This is a genomic window from Tenacibaculum ovolyticum DSM 18103 (genome assembly GCF_000430545.1).
Lineage (GTDB): Bacteria > Bacteroidota > Bacteroidia > Flavobacteriales > Flavobacteriaceae > Polaribacter > Polaribacter ovolyticus.
The window spans coordinates 24,437-37,133 of record NZ_AUMF01000016.1 but is presented as its reverse complement, the minus strand read 5'-3'; the positions used below and the strand labels follow the sequence as shown (position 1 = coordinate 37,133).

The following is a 12,697-nucleotide window of genomic DNA, read 5'->3' as shown; positions in this document are numbered from 1 at the left end:
CTTAATTTAAGTGTTTCGTTATATCAATAATCTTTCCTTCTACTGCAGTTGCGGCTGCCATTAAAGGACTTGCTAAAATTGTTCTTGCTCCTTGTCCTTGTCTTCCTTCAAAATTTCTATTAGAGGTAGAAACACAATATTCTCCTTCAGGAATTTTATCATCATTCATTGCTAGGCAAGCTGAACATCCTGGTTGTCGTAATTCGAAACCTGCTTCTTCAAAAATAGTTTGTAGTCCTTCATTTTGAATTTGTTGCGCTACTTTTTGTGAGCCAGGTACTAACCAAGCATTTACATTTCCTGCTTTTTGCTTTCCTTTTACATAATTAGCTACTTCTCTAAAATCTTCTATTCTAGAATTAGTACAACTACCTATAAACACATAATTAACTTCTTTGTTAATAAGACTTTCCCCTTTTTTAAAGTTCATATATGCTAATGATTTCTCAAAAGAAGCATCAACTTCATTAGGTATGGTTTCTGAAATTTTAATCCCCATACCAGGGTTTGTACCATAAGTAAGCATTGGTTCAATGTCTTCTGCATTAAAACTATATTCTTGATCAAACTTAGCATCAGCATCTGATGGTAATGTTTTCCAATAAGCTACTTTCTTTTCAAATTCACTTCCTTTTGGTGCAAATTCTCTATCTTTTACATAATTAAAAGTAGTTTCATCTGGTGCAATCATTCCTCCTCTTGCTCCCATTTCAATACTCATATTACAAACTGTCATACGACCTTCCATAGACATTTCTTCAAATACATTTCCTGCATATTCACAAAAATAACCTGTACCTGAATTGGTTCCTAATTGAGCTATAATATAAAGAATAACATCTTTAGGAGATACTCCTTTCTTTAATTTTCCATTAACAGAAACTCGTAAACTCTTAGGTTTTTGTAATAATAAACATTGACTTGCAAATACTTGAGCTACTTGACTTGTACCAATACCAAAAGCAATTGTACCAAAAGCACCATGTGTAGAGGTATGACTATCTCCACAAACCATTGTCATTCCTGGTTGTGTAACCCCTAATTCTGGAGCTATAACGTGTACAATTCCATTATTTTTATGTCCTAAGCCATATAAAGTAATATCATTTTCATTACAATTTTTCGTTAATTGTTCTAACTGATTCCTAGACAATTCGTCTTTAACTGGTAAATGTTGGTTTTCTGTTGGCGTATTATGATCTGCCGTTGCAACAATTTTATTTGGACGTGCAACTGGTATGTTACGCTCCTTCAATTCATTAAAAGCCTGAGGGCTTGTAACTTCATGAATTAAATGTTTGTCTATATATAAAATCTGTGGACCATTTTCTATTGAATCTACCACATGGGCATCCCATACTTTATCAAATAATGTTTTTCCCATTATGCCATTACTATTTTAGATATTTTATTTACTTTTTGCATAATTAAATGAAGATCGTCATCAATTACTTCTTTTTGTTTATCAGCAAAATTTAAAAAAGTTTTATAAGCTGAATCTAATTGTAATTTGGTTAACTCGTATCCTATTTTTTTAGCTCTATATGCTAATGCTGCTCTACCACTTCTTGCTGTTAATACAATAGCACTTTCAGTTACACCTACATCAGCAGGGTCCATTATTTCATATGTTTCGCGATTTTTTATCACACCATCTTGATGAATTCCTGAACTATGTGCAAATGCATTTGCTCCTACAATTGCTTTATTTGGCTGTACTGGCATTCCCATACTTTCACGAACCATTATACTTGTATCATACAATAGCTGAGTATTAATGTCTGTTTGTAAATTCAAATACGGGTGTTGTTTTAAAACCATAACTACTTCTTCTAAAGCAGTGTTCCCTGCACGTTCTCCTATACCGTTAATTGTACATTCTATTTGGCGTGCTCCATTCATAACTCCTGCTATAGAATTGGCTGTAGCCATTCCTAAATCATTATGACAATGACAAGATAAAATTACATTTTCAATACCTTTTACATTCTCTCGTAAATATTTCATTTTAGCACCATACTCTTCTGGCAAACAATATCCTGTAGTATCAGGAATATTTAAAACAGTTGCACCTGCTTTAATTGCTTCCTCACATATTTTAGCTAAAAAAGCATTATCTGTTCTACCAGCATCTTCTGCATAAAACTCTACATCTTCTACAAATGATTTAGCATAAGAAACTGCACCAATTGCACGTTCAATTACTTTTTCTCTTGTTGAGTTAAATTTAAATTTTATATGAGAGTCACTAGTTCCAATTCCTGTGTGAATTCTAGGTAATTTAGCGTATTTTAAAGCTTCTGCTGCAACTTTAATATCATTTTCAATCGCTCTTGTTAACCCACAAACTGTAGCATTTTTTACAATCTTAGCTATTTCACTTACTGATGCAAAATCTCCTGGACTAGAAACAGGAAAACCCGCTTCAATAACATCAACTCCTAAAAAATCAAGTCTTTCAGCAATAACTAACTTCTGTTTAGTATCTAATTTACATCCAGGGACTTGCTCTCCGTCTCGTAAAGTGGTGTCAAAAATTTGGACTTTATCGTTTTGCATCTCTATTAATTTATTTACCTTTTATTAATCCAAATGTATATATTAGATTCTTCAATAAGTCGTTTACAAACTTATTGCCTACGACATTAAAATTGAAAAATTAAAACACAAAAGACTGAAAACAAGTACGTTATGAAGAAACTCATTACACTATCCAACCAACAAAACGATGCTCTTTTTGTTTTAATAAAATCTTTATCTAAGTCTGAAAAGCGTCAATTTAATCTTTATGTAGGTCGTTTAGATGGAAATAATGACGCTAAATTTTTTTCTCTTTTTAAGTTTTTAGACAAACAAAAAAAGTATGATGAAAAAATAATTATAAAAAGCGGTATTGTCAGTAAACAACAACTTTCTAATTTAAAAGCTCATTTATATAAGCAAATATTAATTAGTTTGCGAATGAACCCTGCTCATAAAAATATAAGAATTCAAATAAGAGAGCTACTAGATTTTGCTACTATCCTATATCAAAAAGGACTATATAAGCAAAGTTTAAAATTATTAGACAAAGCTAAGAATACTGCTATTGATAATGAGGAAAAAAATATTGCTTATGAAATTGTTGAGTTAGAAAAAGTTATTGAAAGTCAGTACATAACTAGGAGTATTAGTACTAGGGCTGATGAACTAACTATTCAGGCTAAAAAATTAAGTCAGCAAAACGTAATTGCTAGTAAGCTTTCTAATTTATCGCTACAGTTATACGGTACTTTATTAAAAACTGGATATGTAAGAAATGATGCCGAGCTTAAAAAAGTTAATTTTTATTTTGAATCTAAATTACCTAATTATGAATATGACAACTTAGGTTTTAGAGAAAGGTTATGGCTATATAAAGCTAATTTATGGCATAGTTTTTTAACACAAGATTTTCTTCAAAGTTATAAATATGCTAACAAATGGGTAGATTTATTTAAAAACAATTCTAAAAACATTGCTATTCACCCCGTTTTTTATCTAAAAGGAAAAAATTACTTACTAGAAAGTTTATTTTTTATAAAACACTATTCTAAATTTAAAGAAGAGCTAACTTTTTTTGAAAAAGAAATTGAAAATAACTTAATACCAATAAATAGTAATACCGAAATTTTAATTTTTCAATATTATTATGCTAATAAATTACACTTACATTTTTTAGAGGGTAGTTTTTCTGAAGGTGAATATTTAGTAGAAACAATAAATACTAAAATTGAAATATATAAAAACAGGCTTGATAACCATCACATTGTTGTTTTATTTTATAAAATAGCCAGTTTATACTTTGGTATGAACAAAAATAAAGAGTGTATTTTTTATTTAAATAAAATTATTAAATCTAAAAAAATTCATGTTGCTGAAGATTTACAATGTTTTGCTAGAATTTTAAGCTTAATTGCGCATTATGAATGTGGTTTAGATTACGATTTTGAAAGACAATTTAAGGACACCTATCGCTTTTTATTAAAAATGGAAAATCTTCAAGAAGTTCAAAAAGAATTCATTTCATCAATAAAAGCGCTAGGTGATGTTTTTCCTCATCAAATTAAAAAAGAGTTTAAAAAGATATATGATCGTTTAAAAATTTATGAAAATCATCCTTATGAGAAAAGAGCTTTTTTATATTTAGACATACTTTCTTGGCTAGAATCTAAAATAGAAAATAAACCAGTTGCAGTAATTATAAAGCAAAAACTTATTCAAAATAAAAGATAATTTTAGAATAATGCTTTAGCAATCGCTTTAACATTATCACTTTTTCCCATAGAGTAGTAATGTAATAGCGGTACTCCTGCTGCTAACAATTCTTGAGATTGTTGTATACACCATTCTACACCAACTTGTCTTACCTCTTTATTATTTTTACAACTATCTATTGATTTTATTAAAGTTTCTGGTAAATCTATTTTAAATACTTGTGGTAATAATTGTAAATGACGTTTAACCGAGATTGGCTTAATTCCTGGAATAATAGGTACTGTAATTCCTATTTTTCTTGCTGCATCTACAAATTCAAAATACTTTTGATTGTTAAAAAACATTTGAGTTACCACATAATCAGCACCTGCATCTATTTTTTCTTTCAATCGCTTTAAATCTGTTTGTAAAGATGGTGATTCTAAATGTTTTTCTGGATAACCAGCAACACCAATACAAAAATCAGCTTTATGATTCGCTTCAACTACATCGTGTAAATATTTTCCTTTATTTAAACTTTGGATCTGATTTACTAACTCAGATGCGTATTTATGGCCATCTTTACATGGTTCAAAATAACGTTGATGACTCATTGCATCTCCACGTAAAGCCATTACATTTTCAATACCTAAATAATGACAATCTACCAACAGATATTCTGTTTCTTCTTTGGTAAATCCTCCACACAAAACATGCGGTACAGTATCAACATCATATTTGTGTTTTATTGCCGCACAAATACCTACTGTTCCTGGTCGCATTCTGGTTATTTTTCTATCTAATAATCCGTTTCCTTTGTCAATATATAAATGTTGCTCTCTAGATGTTGTTACATCTATAAAAGGTGGATTAAATTCCATTAACGGATCTATATTATTATATAAATCTTGAATGTTATTTCCTTTTTTTGGCGGAATTATTTCAAATGAGAATAATGTTTTCCCTTTTGCTTTTTTAATATGTTCAGTTACCTTCATAATTTAAGTACAAAGGCATATTTAACTACATAAATGACGCTATAAATAATGACACCGTAAACATTATAAGTATCTGAATCACAAACTTAATCTCTAAACTATACTTTTTCATTTGTTCTAATTTTATTGATTTTTTTATGCTTCAAAATTACTATCGTTTTTCAGTTTTAATCTTACCTAAAGGATAATTTATTGTTAATTAAATACGCTTTATTTTTTATGTTTTATATTATTATTTTAATAATTCGTTTTTAACCAATTCGTACGATTCTTCATATTCCCAATAAATCCATCTACCATCTATATAATCTGTTAAAACGTATTTATCACTCAAGGATTTAATTCTACTAATGGCAATTGTTTTTGGTGAGAAAACATCTGCAATAAATTCTTCAGTTATCTCTTTATTATTTTCATCATATCCATGAGAAATAATGTGATTCCTTAAATTTAATTCTATGAATTTTACACTCATTATGTTTATTTTTAATTGTCAGCTATTGCAGGATGAAGCCATTTTCTAGCCTTATCTAGCTTAATTCCTTTTCTATTAGCAAAATCACGTACTTGATCATCTGTAATTTTTCCTAACCCGAAATATTTTGCTTCTTCATTACCAAAATAATACCCTGAAACTGCTGCTGCAGGCCACATTGCTAGACTTTCTGTTAATGTTACTCCTATTTTTTCTTCAACTTTTAATAAATCCCAAATCGTTTCTTTTTCTAAATGATCTGGACAGGCTGGATAACCTGGTGCAGGACGAATTCCTTTATAAGTTTCCTTTATTAATTCATCATTTGATAATGTTTCATCAGCTGCATATCCCCAATGTTGAGTTCTAACTCTATGGTGTAAATATTCTGCAAATGCTTCAGCAAAACGATCAGCAATTGCTTGTACCATAATTGCATTATAATCATCTTCTTTTTCTTTATACGTTTTCGCCAATTCATCTGCTCCAAAAATAGCCGTGCAAAATGTTCCCATATAATCTTGCTTTTTAGATTCTTTTGGTGCTATAAAATCTGACAAAGCAATACTTGGTTTTCCTTCTCTCTTTTTAAGTTGTTGACGTAAGGTTCTAAAAACAGCAATTTCTTCACCTTTTTTCTGAATAGAAATATCATCATCATTAATTGTATTTGCTTCAAATAACCCAAATACTGCTTTTGGTTTTAATAATTGTTTCGTAATTATTTTATCCAAAATCACCTTCGCATCTTCATACAATTGCCTTGCTTGTTCACCAACTACCTCATCAGTTAAAATATCTGGGTATTTACCGTGTAAATCCCAACTTCTAAAAAATGGACTCCAATCAATAAACGGCAGTAGTTCTTTTAAACTTACTTGTTCTAATGTTTGAATACCTAATTCTTTCGGTTTTCCAATTATCGTAGTTTCCCAATCTATTTTAAGCTTCCTTTTACGGGCTTCTTCTATAGAAACATATGCTTTGGTTTTTCCTCTCTTTAAAAACTTTTCACGAAACTCATCATAATCTTTTTTCAATTTCGTTACGTAAGCATTACTTGTTTCTTTATTTAATAAATCACTTACAACAGTTACTGCTCTTGAAGCATCATTTACATGCACTACAGCATTTTTATATTGTGGATCTATTTTTACAGCCGTATGTGCTTTTGATGTTGTTGCTCCACCAATTAACAAAGGCACCGAAAAATCTTGGCGCTCCATTTCTTTTGCCAAATACACCATTTCATCTAACGAAGGTGTAATTAAGCCAGATAAACCAATTATATCTACATTCTCTTTTTTAGCAGCTTCAATAATTTTTTCTGGCGGAACCATAACTCCTAAATCAACAATCTCATAGTTATTACATCCTAAAACAACACTCACAATATTTTTACCAATATCATGCACATCACCTTTTACCGTTGCCATTAAAACTTTACCTAAAGCTTGTTGCTTCTCTCCTTTTTCTGCTTCAACAAATGGGTTTAAATACGCTACCGCTTTTTTCATTACACGAGCTGATTTTACAACTTGAGGTAAAAACATTTTCCCTGCACCAAATAAATCTCCAACCACATTCATTCCAATCATTAAATGACCTTCTATTACCTGAATTGGTTTTTCAGATTCTTGTCTTGCTTGTTCTACATCTTCAATAATAAATTCATCTATTCCTTTCACTAAAGAATGTGTAATTCTTTCTTGTAAAGGGAAACTTCTCCATTCTAAAACTTTTGTTTCATCTTGTTTTTTAACACCTTTTACTGTTTCAGCAAAATCTAATAAACGCTCAGTAGCATCATCCCTACGATCTAAAACAACATCTTCAATATGTTCTAATAAATCTTTCGGAATATCATCATAAATCTCCAACAATGCAGGGTTTACAATTCCCATATTCATTCCTGCCTGAATAGCATAATACAAGAAAACAGAATGCATTGCTTCTCTAACAGTATTATTTCCTCTAAATGAAAATGACACATTACTCACACCTCCACTTACACTTACATTTGGTAAATTTTCTCTAACCCAACGTGTTGCTTCAATAAAATCAATAGCATTCTTACGATGCTCTTCCATTCCTGTTGCTACAGGAAAAATATTTAAATCGAAAATAATATCTTCGGATGCAAAACCAACTTTATCAACCAAAACTCGATAAGATCGTTCAGCAATTTCAATTCTTCTTTCATAATTATCAGCTTGACCAACTTCGTCAAATGCCATTACAATTACTGCTGCTCCATAACGTTTTATTTGAGTTGCTTCCCATATGAATTTTTCTTCTCCTTCTTTTAAAGAAATAGAATTCACAACACATTTTCCTTGTACAACTTGTAAACCTGCTTCAATGATTTCCCACTTCGAACTATCGATCATTAATGGAACTCTGCAAATATCTGGTTCGGCAGCAATCAAATTTAAAAAACGAACCATTGCTTCCTTTCCGTCAATCAAACCATCATCCATATTTACATCAATGATTTGTGCGCCTCCTTCTACTTGATGCCTAGCAATTGCTAATGCTTCATCAAATTTTTCTTCTTTTATTAATCGTAAGAATTTTCTAGAACCAGCAACGTTAGTCCGTTCACCTACATTAATAAAATTAGTATATTCACTTAAAATTAAAGGTTCTAAACCTGATAGCTTTAAATATTTATCTTGTTTTATTTGCATTTTCTTGGTTGATATTTAGCTGCTAATTCTGCAATTGCAGAAATATGCTCAGGTGTTGTTCCGCAACACCCACCTATAATATTGATTAAATCTTTCTTTAAATAATCTTCAATTTGATCTGCCATTTCCTCAGCAGTTTCATCATATTCTCCAAAAGCATTTGGTAGTCCTGCATTAGGATGCGCAGATATCGCAAATTCTGTTTTTGATGAAATTGCTTCTAAATGTGGTTGTAATAAATTAGCACCTAGTGCACAATTAAATCCTACAGACAATAATGGAATATGAGATACCGAAATTAAAAATGCTTCAGCTGTTTGTCCTGATAAAGTTCTACCACTTGCATCGGTAATCGTACCGCTTAACATTATTGGAATGTCAATTTTACGTTCATCCTTTACTTCTTCTATTGCAAATAAAGCTGCTTTAGCATTTAATGTATCAAAAACAGTTTCTACTAATAAAAGATCAGCACCACCATCTATCAAAGCTTCAACTTGTAGTTTATAGGCTATGCGTAATTCATCAAAAGTAACCGCTCTATAACCAGGGTCATTAACATCTGGAGACATACTTGCAGTTCTATTTGTTGGTCCAATTGAGCCTGCTACAAATCTTGGCTTGTGGGGTTCTTTTGTGGTAAATTCATTCGCGACTTCTTTCGCTATTCTTGCAGACTCATAATTTAATTCATATACCAAATCTTCCATTTGGTAATCGGCCATTGCAATAGTAGTCCCTGAAAAAGTATTCGTTTCTATAATATCTGCACCTGCTTCAAAATATTTTGCATGCACTTCTTTAATTGCCTTAGGTTGCGTTATAGACAATAAATCATTGTTGCCTTGTAGTGGTGTTGGATATTCTTTAAATCGTTCTCCTCGAAAATCCTCTTCAGTAAACTTATATGCTTGTAGCATAGTTCCCATAGCTCCATCGAGTACGAGAATTCGTTTTTGTATTTCTTTATAAATTTTTGACATTCCTGATATTTTATAGTAGAAGTTATCAGGAAAAGAGGAGTATTCTTTCCGTTATCTCTCTTTAATACTGAAATTACAACAGCATAAAAGTAGAATTTAGCACCTTCTCTGTTTACACAGAGGGTTGCTAAGGTTTCAACGGGTCTAATCCCTCCACCTTTCTTGATAACATTCGTATTAAGTTAATGAACTACAGTGCAAATAAACAAACTTTTTTTGTTTTTACACCATTTTTTTAATAATTATATAAATTTGATGATAAATATCGATCGCCAATATCACAAATAATAGCTACAATAATACCTTCTTCTATTTTTTCTGCAACTTGAAGCGCAACATGTACAGCACCTCCACTACTCATTCCACCAAAAACACCTTCTTGACTCGCTAATTTACGTGCCTGATTTCTTGCCTGATTTTCACTTACCTCAATAATTTCATCAACTTTTGATCTATCAAAAATCTTTGGCAAATACTCTTCCGACCATTTTCTAATTCCTGGTATTCTTGAACCATCAGATGGTTGTGCTCCAATAATTTGAATATTTGGATTTTGTTCTTTTAAATAGGTAGAAACTCCCATTATGGTTCCTGTAGTTCCCATAGCTGATACAAAGTGAGTTACCTCCCCTTCAGTATCTTTCCAAATTTCTGGCCCTGTGGTTTTATAATGCGCTTTCCAATTATCATTATTTTCAAATTGATTCAACATAAAGTACCCTTCTTTATATCGTAGCTTTTGTGCTAAATCTCTAGCTCCTTCGATTCCTTCTTCTTTAGATGTTAATAAAACTTCAGCTCCGTAAGCCTTCATTGTTTTAACCCTTTCTTCAGTTGCATTCTCAGGCATTACTAATGTCATATGCAACCCTAATACTTTAGATATAAAAGCTAAAGCAATTCCTGTATTTCCACTAGTTGCTTCTACTAAATGATCTCCTTTTTTTATATTTCTTCGATTTAAAGCCTCAAAAATCATATTATAAGCAGCTCTATCTTTAACACTTCCTCCTGGATTATTTCCTTCTAATTTTAAAAACAATCGTACCCCTTTTTTATTAAGGATGTTACTTACCTCAATTAAAGGTGTATTTCCAACAAAGTCAGTTATTTTTTTTGCCTTCATAATTTACTTTTTTTCTATTGAAACAATTTTATTTTCTGATTGATAAATCACTAATGAATTTGGTGGTACTGATTCAGTAACACATACATTAGCTCCTATAATACTACTTTCACCAATAATAACTTCACCTCCCAAGATAGTAGCATTCGCATAAATAGTTACGTTACTTTCTATTGTTGGGTGTCTTTTTGTTTCTGCTAAACTCTTTTTAACTTGAATTCCTCCTAATGTTACCCCTTGATAAATTTTTACATTCTCCTTTATCAATGTAGTTTCACCAATAACAATTCCTGTAGCATGATCTATAAAAAAAGAATCTCCTATAGTTGCTCCTGGATGAATATCAGTACCTGTTACCCCATGCGTGTACTCGCTCATCATTCTTGGTAAAACTGGTACTTTCAATTTTATTAATTCATGACTTAAACGGTACACTGCTATCGCATGAAAGCCAGGATATGCTAAATACACCTCTCTTAAACTTTTTGCAGCTGGGTCGGTTTTTTCAAAAGCAATAGCATCTAAATCTAATTTATGACGAATTTCTTTAAATTTAGCTTTATAAAGTAACCAAGTTATACTTGCTTCTTTTATATCTAATTTACCAGTTATATCGAAAAATAAATTTTCTACCGTTTTTATATTCTCTTTATAATACTGCTCATCAAAAAGGGCGTAAAATAATTTCTTTGTAAACTCTTCTACGGTATCTTTTAAAGTAAGTGTATAATTATTTAATGACATGTTACATTTCAGGTGCTAATTCAACTTCTAATCCTTCTAATTCTGGCTTCATTTGAATTTGACAACCTAAACGACTATTATCTTCTACGTGAAACGCTTCTGCAAGCATCATATCTTCATCAATTCCCATTTCTGGTAATTCATGCTCTGATTTCACATAACATTGACAGGAAGCACACATTGCCATACCACCACAAACACCAACAGTACCTTCTTCTGCTAATTCGTATGAACGAATTACTTCCATTAAATTCATTGCCATATCTGTTGGCGCTAAAATTTCATGAAGTACTCCTTCTCTATCTGTTATTTTTATGTTGATATCTGACATTATAATAATATTAAATCGTTTTATTGAATTGCTTTTACAACTGCTTTTGGTGCTTCTTTTTTAGTTCCATCAAAACCTTCAACACCACCTACAGTAGTATACTTCATTACATATTTTTTATCTGGATGAATACGTTTATAAGCACTTTGACACATTAAAGTTGCTTCGTGAAATCCACATAAAATTAATTTTAATTTTCCTGGATATGTATTTACATCTCCAATTGCAAATATACCTGGAATATTTGTTTGATAATCTAAAGCATTGTTAACTTTTATAGCGTTTTTCTCAATTTCTAGCCCCCAATTTGCAATAGGTCCTAATTTTGGAGACAAACCAAATAATGGTATAAAATGATCTGTATCTATAATAAAAGGTTCTTCTCCTTTTTTCTCAACAGCAACACCAGTAACGTGTTCTTTTCCTAAAATTCCTTTTACTTCAGCTGGAGTAATTAAGTTAATCTTTCCTAAGTTTTTTAGCTCTTGTACTGTATCTACACTATCTAAAGCTCCTCTAAACTCATTTCTACGGTGAATTAACGTTACTTCAGATGCTACGTCAGATAAAAAGATTGCCCAGTCTAAAGCTGAATCTCCTCCTCCTGATATTACTACTTTTTTATCTCTATATAATTCTGGATCTCTAATAATATACTCAACTCCTTTATCTTCAAAATCAGCAATATTAGGAATCGGTGGTTTACGTGGCTCAAAACTACCTAAACCTCCTGCAATAGCAACTACTGGTGCTTGATGTTTTGTTCCTTTATTTGTCGTTACGATAAAAGTTCCGTCTTCTTGTTTTTCAATGGTATTTGCTCTTTCTCCTAAAGTAAAACCAGGTTTAAACTGTTTTGTTTGTTCGATTAACTTATCAGTTAAATCTCCTGCTAAAATTTCTGGATATGCTGGAATATCATAAATAGGTTTTTTAGGGTATATTTCTGAACACTGTCCTCCTGGTTGTGGCAATGCGTCTATTAAATGACATTTTAATTTTAACAATCCTGCTTCAAAAATGGTAAATAATCCTGTAGGTCCTGCCCCTATAATTAATATATCTGTATGTATCATTGGTATTTGTATTATTCCTGCGATACAGGAACTTTAATTCTTTTATTTCTTATTTTATA

At 31.1% G+C, this 12,697-nt stretch carries 11 protein-coding genes and 1 riboswitch; of the genes, 1 reads left to right on the top strand and 10 read right to left on the bottom strand.

The window, feature by feature from the left end; genetic code table 11:
* Position 1: 1 nt before the first annotated feature.
* On the bottom strand, positions 2-1,384 hold the full coding sequence (gene leuC, locus H518_RS0105855) for a 3-isopropylmalate dehydratase large subunit (protein WP_028888199.1): 1,383 nt from the start codon (positions 1,382-1,384) through the stop codon (positions 2-4).
* A complete protein-coding gene (locus H518_RS19330; RefSeq protein WP_051263679.1) occupies positions 1,384-2,559 on the bottom strand; it encodes a 2-isopropylmalate synthase in 1,176 nt (391 codons plus the stop codon). Before H518_RS19330 ends, leuC begins: the two co-directional genes overlap by 1 nt.
* 132 nt (positions 2,560-2,691) lie before the next feature.
* Between H518_RS19330 and H518_RS0105845 the strand changes: the two genes are divergently transcribed.
* On the top strand, positions 2,692-4,254 hold the full coding sequence (locus tag H518_RS0105845; protein WP_028888198.1) for a hypothetical protein: 1,563 nt from the start codon (positions 2,692-2,694) through the stop codon (positions 4,252-4,254).
* A gap of 2 nt (positions 4,255-4,256) precedes the next feature.
* Here the strand turns inward: H518_RS0105845 and metF are convergent, their stop codons facing one another.
* The 8 genes from metF to H518_RS0105805 form a co-directional block, all read right to left on the bottom strand.
* On the bottom strand, positions 4,257-5,213 hold the full coding sequence (gene metF / locus H518_RS0105840; RefSeq protein ID WP_028888197.1) for a methylenetetrahydrofolate reductase [NAD(P)H]: 957 nt from the start codon (positions 5,211-5,213) through the stop codon (positions 4,257-4,259).
* A gap of 232 nt (positions 5,214-5,445) precedes the next feature.
* Entirely contained in the window at positions 5,446-5,688 is a 243-nt protein-coding gene (locus H518_RS0105835) for a hypothetical protein (RefSeq protein ID WP_028888196.1), read from the bottom strand.
* An 11-nt stretch (positions 5,689-5,699) separates the two neighbouring features.
* Positions 5,700-8,378, bottom strand: a complete 2,679-nt coding sequence (gene metH, locus H518_RS0105830; RefSeq protein ID WP_028888195.1) for a methionine synthase — start codon at positions 8,376-8,378, stop codon at positions 5,700-5,702.
* The gene (locus H518_RS0105825; RefSeq protein ID WP_028888194.1) at positions 8,369-9,361 is read right to left on the bottom strand and encodes a homocysteine S-methyltransferase family protein; all 993 of its coding nucleotides are present in this window, start codon (positions 9,359-9,361) and stop codon (positions 8,369-8,371) included. The genes metH and H518_RS0105825 overlap by 10 nt, the downstream gene beginning before the upstream one ends.
* A 48-nt stretch (positions 9,362-9,409) precedes the next feature.
* A riboswitch (SAM riboswitch) is annotated at positions 9,410-9,533 on the bottom strand.
* 63 nt (positions 9,534-9,596) lie between these two features.
* The gene (cysM, locus tag H518_RS0105820; RefSeq protein ID WP_028888193.1) at positions 9,597-10,487 is read right to left on the bottom strand and encodes a cysteine synthase CysM; all 891 of its coding nucleotides are present in this window, start codon (positions 10,485-10,487) and stop codon (positions 9,597-9,599) included.
* Positions 10,488-10,490: 3 nt separating this feature from the next.
* Positions 10,491-11,231, bottom strand: coding sequence for a serine O-acetyltransferase EpsC (gene epsC / locus H518_RS0105815; RefSeq protein ID WP_043706606.1), 741 nt, complete (start codon positions 11,229-11,231; stop codon positions 10,491-10,493).
* Position 11,232: 1 nt separating this feature from the next.
* Complete coding sequence (locus tag H518_RS0105810) at positions 11,233-11,562, bottom strand: 2Fe-2S iron-sulfur cluster-binding family protein (RefSeq protein ID WP_028888191.1); 330 nt, start codon at positions 11,560-11,562, stop codon at positions 11,233-11,235.
* 20 nt (positions 11,563-11,582) lie between these two features.
* A complete protein-coding gene (locus H518_RS0105805) occupies positions 11,583-12,638 on the bottom strand; it encodes an NAD(P)/FAD-dependent oxidoreductase (protein ID WP_028888190.1) in 1,056 nt (351 codons plus the stop codon).
* Positions 12,639-12,697: the final 59 nt, after the last annotated feature.